The sequence below is a fragment of the Variovorax sp. CF079 genome (assembly GCF_900101545.1).
Taxonomy (GTDB): Bacteria; Pseudomonadota; Gammaproteobacteria; order Burkholderiales; family Burkholderiaceae_C; genus Variovorax.
Genome location: NZ_FMZU01000010.1, coordinates 182,279 through 198,161, shown reverse-complemented (window position 1 = coordinate 198,161; position 15,883 = coordinate 182,279). Strand labels below are relative to the sequence as shown.

Genomic DNA, 15,883 nt, shown 5'->3' with positions numbered 1-15,883 from the left:
TCATCCGGAGTCCACTCCCAAGGCCGGTAGCATTGCGCTACCGGCCTTTTTTCATTCACCGACCTCTTTCGCCCTTGATCGTCCCCGAGCTCAGCCACGAATGGAAGACCGGCCTCTCCCTGGCATGGAGCGGCTACATCGCGGTGTTGTCCGTCTGGATCGTGATGCAGAAGCGCGCGCCGGTGTCGACGATGAGCTGGATCCTCTCGCTGGCGCTGCTGCCCTTCGCCGGCTTCGTCATCTACTACTTCCTCGGGCCGCAGCGCTTGAAGAAGCAGCGCCTGAAGCGGCTGCGCAGCCGCGCGATCGCCCAGGCGCCGGCCGACGTCGCCACGCTGCGCGAGGCCGCGGAACGTGCGCCGCCCGCCCTGCGGCAGATGGCCGCGCTGGGCACCGCCGCCAGCGGCCTGCCGGTGTCGAGCGCGACGGCGGCCCGCCTGTTGTCCGGCGGTGCCAGCACCTTCGACGCCATCTTCGAAGCGATCGGCAGCGCACGCGACCACGTGCACCTCGAGTACTACATCTTCGAGCCCGACACGATCGGCACCGCGCTGCGCGACCTGCTGATCGAACGCGCGCGAGAGGGCGTCACCGTGCGCCTGCTGCTCGATGCCCTCGGCTCCAAGCGCATCGGCCGCAAGTTCATGGCGCCGATGCAGGCCGCCGGCATCCAGGTGGCGCTGTTTCACGACACCCGCATCGGCCGGCGGCTGCGGCCCGTGACCAACTACCGCACCCACCGCAAGATCGTGGTGTGCGACGGGCGCGTGGGCTTCACCGGCGGCGTCAACATCACCGACGAGGAAGACCGGCGGGTGCGGCCCGACGCGTATCACGACGTCCACCTGTGCATCGAAGGCAGCGCGGTGCGCTGGCTGCAGACCACCTTTCTCGAAGACTGGGCCTACGCCACCGGCGAGGATCCGCGCCGGATGGACGAAGCCATCGACAGGCTGCTGCCGCGCCTGCCGGCCGAGGAGGGCGCGGGTGACATTCCGGTGCAGATCGTCACCAGCGGTCCCGACAGCGGCCTCGAAGCCATCCACCGCATGCATGTCGCGGCCATCCACTCGGCGGCGCAGCGCGCATGGCTCACCACGCCGTATTTCGTGCCCGGCGAACCGGCCTTGATGGCGCTTACCAGCGCGGCGCTGCGCGGCGTCGACGTGCGCCTCCTGGTGCCGCGGCGCAGCGACTCGCTGATCGTGAGCGCCGCGGCGCGCTCCTACTACGACGAGCTCATCGCGGCCGGCGTCAAGATCTGGGAATACAAGGCGCGCATGCTGCATTCCAAGACGCTGGTGGTGGACGACAACTGCGCGATGATCGGCACCGCCAATTTCGACAACCGCAGCTTCCGGCTCAACTTCGAGGTGTGCGCCGTGATCTATGGTCCGGCGCTGGCCAAGCCGCTCGCCGCGCAGTTCGAAACCGACCTTCACAGCGCCGCGGCCGTGCGCGCCAACCGGAAGCGCAGCTTCCTTCCCCAGCTCGGCGACGCGACGGCACGCCTTTTCTCACCTTTGCTCTGACGATGTCCCAAACCTTCCTCTGGCACGACTACGAAACCTTCGGCACCGTGCCGCGTCGCGACCGGCCCTCGCAGTTCGCCGCCATCCGCACCGACGCCGCTCTCAACGAGATCGGCGAGCCCATGATGATCTACTGCAAGCCCGCGCCGGACTACCTGCCGAGCCCGGGGGCCTGCCTGATCACCGGCATCACGCCGCAGATCTGCCTCGAGCGCGGCATTCCGGAGCATGAGTTCGCCGCGCAGATCGAACGCGCGTTCTCGCAGCCCGGCACCATCGGCGTCGGCTACAACACCATCCGCTTCGACGACGAGGTGACGCGCTTCCTGTTCTGGCGCAACCTCATCGATCCCTATGCGCGCGAGTGGCAGAACGACTGCGGCCGTTGGGACCTGCTCGACGTCGTGCGGCTCACCTATGCCTTGCGTCCCGACGGCATCGAATGGCCGAAAAAGGACGACGGCACGCAGAGCTTCAAGCTCGAAGACCTGGCGCGCGCCAACGGCTTGCTCCACGAATCGGCCCACGATGCGCTGTCGGACGTGCGCGCCACGATCGCGCTGGCGCGGCTGATCCGCGACAAGCAGCCCAAGCTCTTCGACTTCGCCTTCGCGCTGCACAGGAAAGACCGGGTCGCGAGCGAACTGGGCCTGCCGGCCACGCGCGAGTCGGCACGGCCTTTCCTGCATGTCTCCGGCATGTTCCCGGCCGAGCGCGGCTGCCTGGCCGTGATGTGGCCGCTCGCGAGCCATCCGACCAACAAGAACGAGCTGATCGCCTGGGACCTGGCGCACGACCCGAGCGAGCTGCGCGACCTCGACGTGGCGACGCTGCGCCAACGCCTTTTCACGCGAAGCGCCGATCTGCCCGAAGGCGTGCTGCGCCTGCCGGTGAAGAGCGTGCACCTGAACAAGTCGCCGATGGTGGTCGGCAACCTGAAGACCTTGGCGCCGGCCATGGCCACGCGCTGGAGCATCGACCTCGAAGCGGCGCTGCGCAACGCCGCGCTGGCGGCCGCCTTGCCCGACATGAGCGCGATCTGGCCCCAGGTCTACGAGCGGCCGCGCGAAGCAGCGCCGGACGTCGACGAAGACCTCTACGGCGGCTTCGTCGGCAATGGCGATCGCCGGCGGCTGACCCAGCTGCGCAGCCTGTCGCCGGCGGAGCTCGCACATTCGCGCACCGGCTTCGACGATCCACGGCTCGAAGAGCTGCTGTTCCGCTACCGGGCCCGCAACTTTCCCGATACCCTCGACGAAGACGAAACCGAACGCTGGGAGGCGCATCGCGTCGCGCGCCTGCTCGAAGGCGAGGGCGGGGTGCGCAACGTCGACCAGCTCTTTGCCGAGATCGATGTGCTGGCCGAGACGGCCGATGAGCGCGGCGAAGAGATCCTCGGCGCACTCTACAAATACGCCGAGGCGATCGCGCCCGCGGTTTGAGGAAGAGAGGGAGCACCCATGAACAAAAAGGCAAGCGGCACCTTCGAAGTGAAGATGCGGCCGCTCTGGCAGAGCGAGCAGACCGAAGGCGCGACGCTCGGCAGGATGTCGCTCGACAAGCAGTTCAGCGGCGACCTCGCGGGCACCGGCCAGGGCGAGATGCTGAGCGCCGTCACGACGACGCTTGGATCGGCCGGCTACGTGGCCATCGAGCGCGTGGCGGCGACGCTGCACGGCCGCGAGGGCAGCTTCGTCCTGCAGCACACGGGCACCATGACGCGCGGCGAGCAGCAGCTGTCGATCACCGTCGTGCCGGATTCGGCCACCGGCCAGCTCGCCGGCCTTGCAGGCAGGCTGGCGATCCGCATCGCAGACGGCAAGCATTTCTACGATTTCGACTACAGCCTGCCCGAAGGCGCGTGACCCAAGGAGAGTCTCATGATTCTTGTGACCGGCGACATCCTCGCCAAGAGCGACACCGTGGACGAAGTCCTCGCGCTGAGCCTCGAACACGTGCGCCGTTCGCGCGCCGAGCCGGGCTGCATCTCGCATGCCGTGCACCGCGACGCGGAAAACGCGCTGCGCCTGGTCTTCGTCGAGCAATGGGTAGATCGCGCGGCACTCCTGGCCCACTTTGCGGTCCCGGCCTCGCGTGCCTTCGCCAAGGCGGTCGGCGGGCTTGCTGCGGCGGCGCCCACGATCCAGATCTACGAGGCCGAGCCCGTCAAGCTGTGAGACCGTGAGCCTTCGCCGCCTGACCCCCGACGACGCCGAGGCCTACCGGGCGTTGATGCTCGAAGCCTACGGGCGCCATCCCGATGCCTTCACCTCCACGGTGGCCGAGCGCGAGGCCTTGCCGCTGTCGTGGTGGACGTCGCGGCTCGATGTTTCACCGACGGCACCGCAGATCGTGCTGGGTGCGTTCGACCACAAGGGCCTTCTTGCGGGCGCAGCGGGCATCCTGTTCGAGTCGCGCGAGAAGTCGCGGCACAAGGCGAACCTGTTCGGCATGTATGTCGCGCCGGCCGCCCGGCAAGGCGGCTTCGGCCGTGAGCTGGTGTTGGGCCTGCTCGCGGAGGCCTCCGCGCGCGAGGGCGTCAGGCTGGTCCAGTTGACGGTGACCCAGGGCAACGATGCCGCGCAGGCCCTCTACGAGCGCTGCGGCTTTGCCGCCTTCGGCGTCGAACCGTTCGCCATCGCGCAGGGCGGCACCTTCCTGTCGAAGGTCCACATGTGGCGCGCGGTCGCTGCGCCGGCCTGAGATCAGTTCTTCGGATGCATCCAGGCGGTGGCCGCCGGCCGGTCCGCCAGGTGCAGGGCCGCCGTCGCAGCCGGCGTCTCGGCCAGCAGCCGGCCCTTGCGATACACCTTGAGCCGCGTCGCGCGCAGCCGGATCGCCTCGACCGGATCGCGCGCCTGCAGCAGCACGAAGCTGGCATCGCAACCCGTTTCGAGGCCATAGCCGTCGAGCCCGAAGACCTTGGCGGCATTGACCGTGACTGCATCGAAGCACTGCCGGATGCCGCGCTGGCTGGTCATCTGCGCCACGTGCAGGCCCATGTGCGCGACCTCGAGCATGTCGCCCGAACCCATGCCGTACCAGGGGTCCATCACGCAGTCGTGGCCGAAGGCGACGTTCACGCCCTGGGCCATCAGCTCGGGCACGCGCGTCATGCCGCGCCGCTTGGGGTAGCTGTCGTGGCGGCCCTGCAGGGTGATGTTGATCAGCGGATTCGCGATCACGCTGACGCCGGCCTCGGCAATGAGCGGCAGCAGCTTGCTCACGTAGTAGTTGTCCATCGAATGCATCGAGGTGCAGTGCGAGCCCGTGACCCGGCCGTGCAAGCCCAGGCGCTGCGCCTCGAAGGCCAGCGTCTCGATGTGGCGCGAAAGCGGGTCGTCCGATTCGTCGCAGTGCATGTCCACCGGCAGGCCGCGCTCGGCGGCCAGCTCGCACAGCAGTTTCACGCTCGCGGCGCCGTCGGCCATGGTGCGTTCGAAGTGCGGAATGCCGCCGACCACGTCTAGCCCCAAGTCGAGCGCGCGCTTCAGGTTGTCGACGCCACCGGGCGAACGCAGCACACCGTCCTGCGGGAAAGCGACCAGCTGCAGGTCCAGGTAAGGCGCCACGCGCCGCTTGACTTCGAGCAGCGCATCCACCGCGAGCAGGCTGGGGTCGCTGGTGTCGACATGGCTGCGGATCGCGAGCAGGCCCTTGGCGACTGCCCAATCGCAGTAGGCGAGTGCGCGCTCGATCAGTGCCTCGGCCGTGAGCAGCGGCTTGAGCTCGCCCCACAACGCAATGCCTTCGAGCAGCGTGCCGCTCTGGTTGACGCGCGGCAGGCCGTAGCTCAGCGTGGCGTCCATGTGGAAGTGCGGGTCGACGAAATGGGGCGCGACCAGCAGGCCCTGGGCGTCGAGTTTTTCAGCAGCCGGCGCATCGAGCCCTGCGGTGACTTCGATGATGCGGCCGCCCTGCACCGCGATCGACATGCCGCTGCGACCGTCGGGTAGCGTGGCGTTTTGGACGAGCAGATCGAGCATGGCTAACGTTCGCCTTTGAGATAGGGCTTCATGAGGGCTTGCGGATAGCTGGCCTTGCGCGCCACCAGCACCAGCGCCACGATCGACAGCACATAGGGCAGCATCAGGTAGAGCTGGTAGGGCAGCACGGCATCGCCGGATTGTTGCAGCCGCAGCTGCAGCGCGTCGAAAAAAGCGAACAGCAGGGCGCCCAGCAGGGCCTTGCCGGGCCGCCAGGAGGCAAACACCACCAGCGCGACGCAGATCCACCCGCGGCCGTTGACCATGTTGAAGAAGAAGGCGTTGAAGGCCGACAGCGTGAGGAAGGAGCCCGCCACGCCCATCAGCGCCGAACCGGCGACGATGGCGCCGCTGCGCGTGGCTGCGACCGAGACGCCCTGGCCCTCGGCCGCCTGCGGGTTCTCGCCGACCATGCGCAGCGCCAGGCCCAGCGGCGTGCGGTAGAGGATGTACGCGAGCACCGGCACCAGCAGCAGCGCGAACAGCGTGAGCGGCGTCTGCGCATCGAGCACCGGGATGTGCAACCATTCCATCGGCGCGAAGGGCGTGACGGTCGGCGGCGTGTTGACCTTCGGAAAGCTCACGCGGTAGCCGTAGTAGCTGAGCGCCGTCGCCAGCAGCGTGATGCCCAGGCCCGAGACATGCTGCGAGAGCGCGAGGCCCACGGTCAGGAAGGCGTGCAGCAGGCCGAAGACCGCGCCCGTCAACGCCGCCACCGCGACGCCCACCCACAGCGGCGCGCCCGCATAGACCGAGAGCCAGCCGGCAAAGGCGCCGGCGACCATGATGCCCTCGATGCCGAGGTTCAGCACGCCCGCGCGCTCGCACAGCAGCACGCCCAGGGTGCCGAAGATCAGCGGCGTGGCGATGCGCAGCACCGCGACCCAGAAAGAGGCATTGCCGAGGATGTCGACTACTTCCATCGCACTCGATACTGTGTGAGCAAGGTCGCCACCAGCACCGCAATCAGCGAGGCAGCCACGATCACGTCCGCGACATAGGTCGGCACGCCGATCGCCCGGCTCATCGTGTCGGCACCGACCAGCACGCCGGCGACGAACACGCCCGCCGCCAGCACGCCCAGCGGATGCAGGCCGGCCAGCATCGCGATCACGATGCCGCTGTAGCCGTAGCCGGGCGACATGTCGAGCGTGACGTAGCTGGTGCGGCCCGCCACCTCGATCGCGCCCGCCAACCCGGCCAGCGCACCCGAAAGCAACGCCACCAGCACGACGGTGCGCGTGACCGGCACGCCCGCAAAGGCCGCGGCGCGCGCATTCGCGCCGACCGCGCGGATGTCGAAGCCGATCACCGTGTACTTGAACAACACCCAGACCAGCACCGACAGCGCGCCGGCCCACAGCAGGCCGGTGTGCACGCGGGTCTGCGCGATCAGCCGGCCCAGTTCGAGCTCGGGCTGCAGCGACACGCTCTGCGGCCAGCCCATCGCGGTCGGGTCCTTCATCGGCCCGTCGAGCATCGCCGAGACGCCGAGCAGCACGATGAAATTGAAGAGCAGCGTGGTCACCACCTCATCGACGCCGAGCTTGTTCTTCATCAGCGCCGGGCCGAGCAGCAGCAGAGCGCCGGCGACTGCGGCGGCTAGCATCATCAGCGTGAACAGCAGCCAGACCGGCAGCGCGAAGCCCGTGCCGCCATGCAGCCCGCCCACGGCCACGGCCGCCAGCGCGCCGCCGTAGAGCTGGCCCTCGGCGCCGATGTTGAAGAGCCGGGCCTTGAAAGCCACGGTGGCGGCCAGCCCGGTCAGGATCAGCGGAATCGCGCGCGCCAGCGTCTCGCTCCAGGCGAACACCGAGCCGAAGCCACCCTGCAGCAGCAGCGCATAAGTGCGGCCCACCGGCGCGCCGGCCCAGAGCACCAGCAGCGCGCTGACCAGCAGGGTGAAGACGACGGCGCCGAAGGGTGCCAGCACCAGTGCCGCGCGCGAGGTCTCATGGCGGCGCTCCAGCCTCATGTATGTGGCCCCCACGCTCGGCACTGCGTGTCCTCGCTGCCCCCCGAGGGGGCGCGAGCTTGCTTGAGGCGGCCCGGCGCTGCGCTCATGAGCCCGCCATCGCGAGCCCGATGGCTTCGCGCGTCCAGGCCGAGGCCGGTCGCGGCTCGCCGAGCTGGCCCCCGTGCATGACGGCAACCCGATCGCCCAGCGCCAGCACCTCGTCCAGATCGTCGGAGATCAAGAGCACCGCGGCGCCCGCATCGCGCGCTGCGATCAGCTGCTGCTGCACATAGGCGACGGCGCCGATGTCCAGTCCCCAGCTCGGCTGGTGCGCGACGATCAGCCGCGCCGCCTTGCCGTGGCCTTTGGTCGCATCGGGCGCCAGCAGCGCCCGCCCGAGGATCAGCTTCTGCATATTGCCGCCCGAGAGCGTGCGCGCAGGCAATTCGAGTCCGGCGCCGCGCACGTCATAGGCTTTCTCGATGCGCCGCGCATGGGCGCGTGCGGCTGCGCGCCGCACCCACAGCCAGCGCGAGAAGGCCGTGCTGCGCAGTCGCTCCGACACCGCGTTCTCCCACACCGGCAGGTCGCCCACCACGCCGACCGCGTGCCGGTCTTCGGGAATGCGCGCCACGCCGCGCTGGACCAGCCGCGCAGGCGAGGCCGGCAAGGCCCGCCCCATCAGCTGTACCGTGCCGCCGATCGCGCGGCGCGTGCCGCAGAGCAGCTCCGCCAGCGCGACCTGGCCATTGCCGGAAACGCCCGCGATCGCCGTGATCTCGCCGGCCCTGAGCGTGAGCGTCACATCCGCCAGCCGGTCCTGACCGCTGCCGGCCGTTTGCACATGGTCCAGCACGCAGACCGCGTCGCCGACCCGCCGCGCGGGGCTGCGCACCACGCCTTCGATCGCATGGCCGACCATCCACAGCGCGAGCTGAGCCTGCGTGGTCTCGGGGGTGCGCGCTTCAGCCACCAGCTTGCCGCCGCGCAGCACCGCGATACGATGCGACACGCGCAGCACCTCGGCCAGCTTGTGGCTGATGAAGATGATCGACAGGCCCTGCGCCACCATCTGCGCCAGGGTGTGGAACAGCGCCTCGCTCTCTTGCGGCGTGAGCACGGCGGTGGGTTCGTCGAGGATCAGGATGCGCGCACCGCGGTACAGCGCCTTGAGGATCTCCACCCGCTGCCGTTCGCCGACCGAGAGGTTGCCGACCGTTGCGTCCGGCTGCACCGGCAGGCCGAAGCGCTGCGAAACTTCCAGCAGCCTGGCGCGTGCCGCGCTGCGCCGCGAGAAGCCCTGCCACAGCGGCTCGGTGCCCATCATCACGTTGTCGAGCACGCTGAGGTTGTCCGCCAGCGTGAAGTGCTGGTGCACCATGCCCACGCCCGCGGCCAGCGCCGCTTTCGGATTGCCGGGCGCGAGGGGCCGGCCGAAGACCTCGATCTCGCCCGCGTCGGCCGTGTAGTGGCCGAACAGGATCGACATCAGCGTCGACTTGCCGGCGCCGTTCTCGCCCAGGAGCGCCAGCACCTCGCCGGCCTGCAGTTCGAGCGAGACCGCGTCGTTCGCCACCAGCGTGCCGAAGCGCTTGGTGATGCCGCGAAGCGAGAGGACGGTCGCCAACAATTATTTTCAGTTGGGACAAAGGCCCCGCGCAGCGGCGGCCTTCGTTCGGGAAACACCGCGGAACCGGCTTTGCCGGGCCGCTGGTGTTGCCCCCGGTGAGGGGGTTGGCGCAGCGACAAGCAGTGCGCGAAGCCTGGGGGAGAGCTTCACTTGGCCGTGGACTTCGGTTGGCCGTCGTCCACTTTCACCGTGAACTTGCCGGAAAGGATGTCGGCCTCCCTGGCCTTGACCTTGGCGACGATGTCGGCCGGCACCTTCTTCTCGAAAGTACCGAGCGGCGCCAGCTCGGAGCCCTTGTGCTTCATCATCGAATAGGGGCCGTAGTCCTCGGCCGCGAACTTGCCTTCCTTCACCAGCTTGATCGCGCGGTCGGCCGAGGGCTCGAAGTTCCAGAGCGCAGATGCGACCACGGTGTCGGGGTACTTGTCCTGCGTGTTGATCACGTTGCCGATCGCGAGCTTGCCCTTTTCCTTGGCCGCGTCGCTGACCCCGAAGCGCTCGGCGTACATGAGGTCGGCGCCCTTGTCGATCATCGCGAAGGCGGCTTCCTTGGCCTTGGGCGGATCGAACCAGCTGTTGATGAAGCTCACGCTGAACTCCACCTTCGGGTTGGTTTCCTTGGCGCCGGCCATGAAGGCGTTCATCAGGCGATTGACTTCGGGAATCGGGAAGCCGCCGACCATGCCGATCTTGTTCGTCTTGGTCATGCCGCCGGCCACCATGCCGGAGAGGTAGGCGGGCTCCTGGATGTAGTTGTCGAAGACCGAGAAGTTGGGCGCCTGCGGCTTGAGCGAGGAACCCATCAGGAAGGCCGTCTTCGGAAAGTCCTTCGCGACCTTGCGCGCGGCCGCTTCGACGCCGAAGACCTCGCCGAGGATCAGCTGGTTGCCGGCCTGTGCGTACTCGCGCATCACGCGCTCGTAGTCGGCGTTGGCGACGTTCTCGGTGGCCTTGTATTCGATCTCGCCGCGCGCCTCCGCCGCCTTGAGCGCCTTGTGGATGCGGCCCACCCATTGCTGCTCGAAGGGCACGGTGTAGACCGCCGCCACCTTGAGCTTGGCCTGCGCGAGCGCGAGGCTGGGCGCCCCGGCCGCGAGCGCCGCGGCAATGGCGACCGAACGGACGATCAGATGACGGCGTAGGGACACGGACTTCTCCTCGTTGATATGGAAATTTATTTGGTGCCGAAGATGCGGTCGCCCGCGTCACCGAGGCCCGGCAGGATGTAGCCATGGCTGTTGAGCTCGCGGTCGATGGCCGCGGTGTAGATCGGCACGTCCGGGTGCGCGGCCTGGAAGGTCTTGATGCCTTCCGGGCAGGTGAGCAGGCAGACGAACTTGATCGACTTCGGGTTCAGTTCCTTGAGCCGCTCCACCGCGGCGACCGCCGAGTTGCCGGTGGCCAGCATCGGATCGACCACGATCGCGTCGCGCTCTTCCATGCCGCCGGGCATCTTGAAGTAGTACTCGACCGCGGTCAGCGTCTTGGGGTCGCGGTACAGGCCGATGTGGCCCACGCGCGCACCCGGCACCACGCTCAGCATGCCGTCGAGGATGCCGGTGCCGGCGCGCAGGATGGAGACCAGCACCACCTTCTTGCCGTCGATCACCTTGGCGTTCATCGTCTCGAGCGGGGTCTCGATCTCGATGTCCTGCATCGGCATGTCGCGCGTGACCTCGTAGGCCATCAGCATGCTGATCTCGTTGAGCAGGCGCCGGAAGCTGTTGGTGCTGGCCTCCTTGCGGCGCATCAGCGTGAGTTTGTGCTGGACGAGGGGGTGGTCGACGAGGTGGACGTTGCTCATGAGAGTTGTTGTGAGAAAAAGGAGAAGTCTAGAAGACAGTGCCGTCGCTCTCGATGCGCAAGGGTGGCGCACCGCCACGCAAGCGCTGTGCCAGCGCCCGGCCGGCGGCCCAGGTGCCGCCTTCCAGCACGCGGGCCAGCGGCAGCTCTTCCTCGCTGCGGTCGAGCACCTTGCGCACCCGGGGCACGAGCTCGTCGAGCAGCGCGATGGTCAGCGCGCGCCATTCGACGATGAACTCGTCGCCCACCTTCCAACTGCGCTCGAGCAGGGCCGGGTCCTTGGGCACGATCACGCCGCTGTCGAGCAGCAGGCCGCCGTTGCGGTACTCGGGCAGGGCGGTCAGCGCATCGAGATGGCGCACCTTGACGCCGGCCCACTCGAAGGGCTCGAGCAGCGAGTAGGTCAGCCACTGCGAGAGCTTGTGGAAGGGCATCCAGCCGTTGGTGAGCCCCGGCCCGCGCACCGCGCTGTGGCGCCAGCAGTCGCCCAGCGCGAGCGCCGGGTCGCCCGAGCCGATGCCGCCGGCCGCATCGCTGCCGTCGGCCGCGAGGCTGTCGATCGCGTTGGCGGCGGGCCAGATCCGCGACAACGATTCGAGCAGCAGCGAGAGGATCTCGTGCGCCGTGATCTCGGCCGTCGGCGCGGCGCCGGGTCCATAAGGGCCGACCAGCGCATCGAACAGGCCGCCTGGCCGCCCCTCGTCGCCGAAGGTCTCGGGCTGCTCGCTCATCGCCTCGCCGAGCCGCCGCAGCAGCATCGCGCGGCCCGCGAGGCCCACGAGCGGATTGACCTCGCTGACCTGGAAGGCATCACCCAGCCGGTCGGTCACCAGCGCGCGCAGGCCGGCGGCATCGGCTTGCAGCGGGTGGTCGGGATTCGAGGAGAACAGGCCGCTCGTGAAGGCATGGAAGCTGGCGACGCCCAGGCCTTCGGAGCGCGTGAAGCGCTTGCCGGTGGCGGCTTCGATGTAGTGCCAATCGGGGCCGGCGCCGGCATCGAGCAGCACGCTCACCAGCACCAGGTCGATGTGGGCGCGGGCCCGCTGGGGCGCGTCCAGGTGGCCCAGCAGCCGATCGAGTTCTTTCAGCCGGTTCACGTCGCCCGCTTCGAAATGGCGCCAGCGGCTGTGATAAGGAATGGTGTCCCAGGGATAGCGTTCGCGCGTCACCTCCGCCACCGTGCGGGCCGTGTCTTCGAGCGCGGCCTCGTCGCCGATGGTGAACCACTGCGATTCGCCGCGGCGCGCGCGGGTCAGCAATGCGGCCGCGCGTATGCGCACCGCGCGGGTCGTGCGCAGAAACGCCGCAGCGCCCGCCGGATGAGTGGTGTCGGTCACGAATTCGAGCGCCGGGTCCACGTGGCCGTCGGCATCGGCATGGCGCACGGCCGCGTTCGAGGTGGGGCGATCGGGATCGAGCCCGTAGTTGTCCTTGCTCATTGATCCAGCTTCCGGCCCTTGGCCTTCTTGAGTTCCTCGGCGTCCGGCACCACGCCAGGCGTGAAGTAGCCGGCCGCCATCTTGGCGTCCATCTCGACGCGGGCGTCGGCCGGGATCAGTTCGTCGGGGATGTTCACGCGCGTGCCGATCTCGATGCCAGAGCCGGTGATGGCGTCGAACTTCATGTTGCTCATCGATACCAGCCGATGGATCTTGCGGATGCCGAGCCAGTGGAACACGTCGGGCATCAGCTCCTGGAAGCGCATGTCCTGTACGCCGGCCACGCACTCGGTGCGCGCGAAATACTGGTCGGCGGTGTCGCCGCCCACCTGGCGCTTGCGTGCGTTGTAGACCAGGAACTTGGTCACTTCGCCGAGAGCTCGGCCTTCCTTGCGCGAGTAGGCGATCAGCCCGACGCCGCCGCGCTGTGCGCCGCGTATGCACTCCTCGATCGCATGCGTGAGGTAGGGCCGGCAGGTGCAGATGTCGGAGCCGAACACGTCGGAGCCGTTGCACTCGTCGTGGATGCGCGCCGTGAGTTCGACATCCGGGTTGGCCAGGTCGCGCGCATTGCCGAAGATGTAGATGGTCTGGCCGCCGATGGGCGGCAGGAACACCTCGAGGTCGGAGCGCGTCACCAGCTCGGGGTACATGCCGCCGGTTTCTTCGAAGAGCACGCGGCGCAGGTCGGTCTCGGAGCAGCCGAAGCGTCTGGCCACCTCGGGCAGGTACCAGACCGGCTCGATCGCCGCCTTGGTGACCATCGCCGCGCCGCCGGGTGTGAGGAACTTGCCGTCGGCCTTCAGGCGGCCGGTCTGCAGCGCCTCGATCACCTCGGGCAGGATCACGTGCGCCTTGGTGATGGCGATGGTGGGGCGGATGTCGTAGCCGGCCGCCAGCTCGGTGGCAAAGGCCTCGGCCACCACCGCGCCCCAGGGATCGAGCGAGACGATGCGGCCGGGCTCGCTCCACTGCGGATAGGGGCCGATCACGTCGGTCGGCGCTGTATTGGTCAGGTCGGCCTTGTGCTCTCGCTTGAGCGCACCGGCCGCGACGGCCAGCGCGCGGTAGACGCTGTAGGAGCCGCTGTGCGTGCCGATCACGTTGCGGTGCGCGCGCTTGGTCGTGGTGCCGACCACCGGGCCGCGCTCGGCTGCGGTGGCGGCGCCCCACTGGATCGGCAGGGCGCCGAAGCCGCCCGCGTGCGAGGTCAGGCGGATGTGGGGCCGCTGGGACGGTACGGAAGAGGGCTCGGGATTCGCGGAAAGAGACGGCGTGGAAGGAGTCGGAACGGTGTCAACGGACATTGCAGGCCCTCAAAAAACACAATGTAGCGAGGGCTTCTGCGACTGGCAAGCCGCTGGCCCGGCGCCGGGCCGCCCCAAGCCGCGCTGCACCCCCTTGGGGGGCAGCGACCACACGAAGTGAGGGAGCGTGGGGGCTTAGCTGATGCGCAGCAGGCGGTCGATTGAGAGGGCGCCGCCTCCGCGACCGAGCAGGTAGAGCAGCAGCGCGGCCCACGAAAGATGCGTGGGCCAGGCGTCCGGATAGACGAAGACCTGGATCACCAGCGTCATGCCCAGCAACGCCAGGGCCGACAGCCGCGTGAACAGGCCCAGCACCAGCAGCACCGGAAACAGATGCTCCGCATAGGCCGCGAGGTGCGCCGCGATCTCGGGCGGCACCAGCGGCAGCTTGTACTCGGTGCGGAACAGTTCGTAGGCGCTGTCGGTCAGCGTGAGGAAGCCCGTGACCTTGGTGCGGCCCGACAGAAAGAAGATCGCGGCGATGCTCATGCGCGCGGCCAGTGCCAGCAGGTCGTGCGGCACGATGCGCGTGAGCCACGAGGCCAGCAGGTTCCAGTGTGCGCGAAGGCCGCGCCCGTCGCTCGAGGCCAGGGCGTTGGAGGCTGTAGCGTTCGAGTTCATGGTGTTCTTTCGATGAAGGCACCCGCGCGCAGCAGGCTTTCGAGCAGGGCGGCAAGGTCGGCATCGGGATCGATGGCCAGGGCGCGTTCGCCCGCCTCGGCCAGCGGCAGACCGGCGGCGCAGGCATCGAGAAAGGCGCAGCCTGCTTGGGGAATCGCGCGCCAGACCACGGTGTCGGCGGGACGCGTGAGCAACGCGCCTTCGCCTTGCCAGACGAGCTCTTCTTCATCGTCGGCGGGAGTGCGGTTGCGCGCCCAGATGCTGTAGACCGGCTGCTCGTCGAACCAGGCCCAGCGCGCCGCCGGATGGGGCTTGAGCACCAGGGTCGCGAGCAGTTCCGGTGTGCAGCGGGCAAGCCATGCGGCATCGAGCACGGGCGCATCCTGCGCGGCATGAGCTTCGCACCACAAGGCGTCGAGCCGTGCCGCGCCGGGCAGATAGGTCAGTTCGGCGGCCGGCTCGAAGCCCTGCAGGAAGGCGGCGAAGCCGCTTCCGTAGTTCAGCAACCGGCCGTCGCGCGGCGCCTCGGCCGCCACATGCAGCGCCGCGGCGGCACGAAACCATTCGCTGCCCACCAGCCGCGCCACCACGGGCAAGTTGGCTTCGAGCGCGTCGATGCAGCCCTTCATCACGGTGTTGCGATAGACCGCGAAGGCAGGTTGCGCCGCGAGCTGCTGCACCACCGGATCCGCGACGTCCTGCGGCGCGAACAAGGCCTTGGCGAAGGCGTCCTGGAACTGTGCGAGTGAGGTGCTCATGTCACGGTCTCCTGCGCGATGCGGCGCAGTTCGGCGTCGGCTTGCGACCGCTCGCCCATCAGCTCATCGAAGGCCGGCACATTGCCGTCGCGTTCGATCAGCGTGGGGCGGGCGCCCGCGCGCTCGATGAAGCGGCGATAGAGGCCCCAGACCTCCGGCGCGATCGGTGCATCGTGCGAGTCGATCAAGAGCGCCTCGCCCAGCGTCGGATCGAGCGCATGGCCCGCGAGATGGATCTCGCTGACCAGCTCGTGCGGAAAATGGTCCAGCCAGTCCGTGGCCGAGAAGCCCAGGTTGCACGCCGACACGTGCACGTTGTTGATGTCGAGCAGCAGCGTGCAGCCGGTGCGCCGCGCGAGTTCGGCAAGGAAGTCGATCTCGTCCCACGCGTGCCCTTCGAAGCGCAGATAGTGAGACGGGTTCTCGATCGCGATGGCGGTGTTCAGCGCGTCCTGCGTGCGCGCGATGTTGGCGGCAATGCGATGCAGCGCTTCGGTGCTGCGCGGAAAGGGCAGCAGGTCGGGAAAGTGCCGGCCCTTCCAGGCCGACCATGCGAGGTGTTCGGAGATCAATGCAGGCTGGATGCGCTGTGCCAGCGCCGCCAGCCGCTGAAGGTGCGCGGCATCGGGCTCGGCATCGCCCGCGAGCGAGAGCGAGACCCCGTGCAGCGACACCGGATGGCGCTCGCGGATCGCTTCCAGCCATTGCAGCCGCGGCCCGCCCGCCACCATGTAGTTCTCGGGGTGCACCTCGAACCACAGCCCTTCGACCTGCGACGACAGCGCGGCGTCATAGTGCTCGGGCTTGAGGCCGAGGCCTGCGGTGAGCGAGCTGGACATGATGGCGGCAG

16 protein-coding genes are annotated in these 15,883 nt (G+C 68.6%); 5 read left to right on the top strand and 11 right to left on the bottom strand.

The features are described 5' to 3' along the window. Positions 1 to 74: 74 nt before the first annotated feature. From cls to BLS74_RS15515, 5 genes are read left to right on the top strand one after another with little or no spacing between them, the layout of a single operon-like run. Positions 75 to 1,532 carry a cardiolipin synthase gene (gene cls / locus BLS74_RS15535; protein WP_093107737.1) on the top strand — a complete coding sequence of 486 codons (1,458 nt, stop codon included), beginning with the start codon at positions 75 to 77 and terminating at the stop codon, positions 1,530 to 1,532. Between the two features lie 2 nt (positions 1,533 to 1,534). Next, positions 1,535 to 2,974 (top strand): exodeoxyribonuclease I, encoded by a 1,440-nt coding sequence (gene sbcB / locus BLS74_RS15530; protein ID WP_093107735.1) that lies wholly within the window; start codon positions 1,535 to 1,537, stop codon positions 2,972 to 2,974. A gap of 18 nt (positions 2,975 to 2,992) precedes the next feature. Then, on the top strand, positions 2,993 to 3,397 hold the full coding sequence (locus BLS74_RS15525) for a DUF3224 domain-containing protein (protein ID WP_093107733.1): 405 nt from the start codon (positions 2,993 to 2,995) through the stop codon (positions 3,395 to 3,397). Positions 3,398 to 3,412: 15 nt separating this feature from the next. Continuing rightward, complete coding sequence (locus BLS74_RS15520) at positions 3,413 to 3,709, top strand: putative quinol monooxygenase (protein ID WP_093107731.1); 297 nt, start codon at positions 3,413 to 3,415, stop codon at positions 3,707 to 3,709. 4 nt (positions 3,710 to 3,713) lie between these two features. Continuing rightward, entirely contained in the window at positions 3,714 to 4,235 is a 522-nt protein-coding gene (locus BLS74_RS15515) for a GNAT family N-acetyltransferase (RefSeq protein WP_093107729.1), read from the top strand. A 2-nt stretch (positions 4,236 to 4,237) separates the two neighbouring features. Here BLS74_RS15515 and BLS74_RS15510 read toward each other — a convergent pair whose 3' ends face one another. The 11 genes from BLS74_RS15510 to BLS74_RS15460 form a co-directional block, all read right to left on the bottom strand. Next, the gene (locus tag BLS74_RS15510; protein WP_093107727.1) at positions 4,238 to 5,518 is read right to left on the bottom strand and encodes an amidohydrolase family protein; all 1,281 of its coding nucleotides are present in this window, start codon (positions 5,516 to 5,518) and stop codon (positions 4,238 to 4,240) included. Positions 5,519 to 5,520: 2 nt separating this feature from the next. Then, the gene (locus BLS74_RS15505) at positions 5,521 to 6,441 is read right to left on the bottom strand and encodes an ABC transporter permease (RefSeq protein ID WP_093107725.1); all 921 of its coding nucleotides are present in this window, start codon (positions 6,439 to 6,441) and stop codon (positions 5,521 to 5,523) included. Beyond that, positions 6,432 to 7,493: an ABC transporter permease gene (locus BLS74_RS15500; RefSeq protein ID WP_093107723.1), complete on the bottom strand. Its 1,062-nt coding sequence runs from the start codon at positions 7,491 to 7,493 to the stop codon at positions 6,432 to 6,434. Before BLS74_RS15500 ends, BLS74_RS15505 begins: the two co-directional genes overlap by 10 nt. A gap of 85 nt (positions 7,494 to 7,578) precedes the next feature. Next, positions 7,579 to 9,105: an ABC transporter ATP-binding protein gene (locus BLS74_RS15495; protein ID WP_093107721.1), complete on the bottom strand. Its 1,527-nt coding sequence runs from the start codon at positions 9,103 to 9,105 to the stop codon at positions 7,579 to 7,581. A 146-nt stretch (positions 9,106 to 9,251) separates the two neighbouring features. Beyond that, positions 9,252 to 10,253, bottom strand: a complete 1,002-nt coding sequence (locus BLS74_RS15490; protein WP_093107719.1) for a BMP family protein — start codon at positions 10,251 to 10,253, stop codon at positions 9,252 to 9,254. A gap of 26 nt (positions 10,254 to 10,279) precedes the next feature. Next, positions 10,280 to 10,909, bottom strand: a complete 630-nt coding sequence (gene upp, locus BLS74_RS15485) for a uracil phosphoribosyltransferase (RefSeq protein ID WP_093107717.1) — start codon at positions 10,907 to 10,909, stop codon at positions 10,280 to 10,282. A 28-nt stretch (positions 10,910 to 10,937) separates the two neighbouring features. Then, a complete protein-coding gene (locus BLS74_RS15480; RefSeq protein WP_093107715.1) occupies positions 10,938 to 12,347 on the bottom strand; it encodes a URC4/urg3 family protein in 1,410 nt (469 codons plus the stop codon). After that, on the bottom strand, positions 12,344 to 13,654 hold the full coding sequence (locus tag BLS74_RS15475; protein WP_244503887.1) for a GTP cyclohydrolase II: 1,311 nt from the start codon (positions 13,652 to 13,654) through the stop codon (positions 12,344 to 12,346). The genes BLS74_RS15480 and BLS74_RS15475 overlap by 4 nt, the downstream gene beginning before the upstream one ends. Positions 13,655 to 13,789: 135 nt before the next feature. Further along, a complete protein-coding gene (locus tag BLS74_RS15470) occupies positions 13,790 to 14,275 on the bottom strand; it encodes a DoxX family protein (protein ID WP_093107713.1) in 486 nt (161 codons plus the stop codon). Continuing rightward, positions 14,272 to 15,033, bottom strand: coding sequence for an HvfC/BufC N-terminal domain-containing protein (locus tag BLS74_RS15465; protein ID WP_093107711.1), 762 nt, complete (start codon positions 15,031 to 15,033; stop codon positions 14,272 to 14,274). Before BLS74_RS15465 ends, BLS74_RS15470 begins: the two co-directional genes overlap by 4 nt. Next, positions 15,030 to 15,872, bottom strand: coding sequence for an MNIO family bufferin maturase (locus BLS74_RS15460; RefSeq protein WP_093107709.1), 843 nt, complete (start codon positions 15,870 to 15,872; stop codon positions 15,030 to 15,032). The genes BLS74_RS15465 and BLS74_RS15460 overlap by 4 nt, the downstream gene beginning before the upstream one ends. Positions 15,873 to 15,883: the final 11 nt, after the last annotated feature.

Coding starts and splice junctions, on each gene's coding strand:
- BLS74_RS15470 (WP_093107713.1), bottom strand. CDS start 14,275: ATGAACTCGAACGCTACAGCCTCCAACGCCCTGGCCTCGAGCGACGGG.
- BLS74_RS15460 (WP_093107709.1), bottom strand. CDS start 15,872: ATGTCCAGCTCGCTCACCGCAGGCCTCGGCCTCAAGCCCGAGCACTAT.
- BLS74_RS15465 (WP_093107711.1), bottom strand. CDS start 15,033: ATGAGCACCTCACTCGCACAGTTCCAGGACGCCTTCGCCAAGGCCTTG.
- BLS74_RS15520 (WP_093107731.1), top strand. CDS start 3,413: ATGATTCTTGTGACCGGCGACATCCTCGCCAAGAGCGACACCGTGGAC.
- sbcB (WP_093107735.1), top strand. CDS start 1,535: ATGTCCCAAACCTTCCTCTGGCACGACTACGAAACCTTCGGCACCGTG.
- BLS74_RS15500 (WP_093107723.1), bottom strand. CDS start 7,493: ATGAGGCTGGAGCGCCGCCATGAGACCTCGCGCGCGGCACTGGTGCTG.
- BLS74_RS15480 (WP_093107715.1), bottom strand. CDS start 12,347: ATGAGCAAGGACAACTACGGGCTCGATCCCGATCGCCCCACCTCGAAC.
- BLS74_RS15525 (WP_093107733.1), top strand. CDS start 2,993: ATGAACAAAAAGGCAAGCGGCACCTTCGAAGTGAAGATGCGGCCGCTC.
- BLS74_RS15510 (WP_093107727.1), bottom strand. CDS start 5,518: ATGCTCGATCTGCTCGTCCAAAACGCCACGCTACCCGACGGTCGCAGC.
- BLS74_RS15505 (WP_093107725.1), bottom strand. CDS start 6,441: ATGGAAGTAGTCGACATCCTCGGCAATGCCTCTTTCTGGGTCGCGGTG.
- upp (WP_093107717.1), bottom strand. CDS start 10,909: ATGAGCAACGTCCACCTCGTCGACCACCCCCTCGTCCAGCACAAACTC.
- BLS74_RS15475 (WP_244503887.1), bottom strand. CDS start 13,654: ATGTCCGTTGACACCGTTCCGACTCCTTCCACGCCGTCTCTTTCCGCG.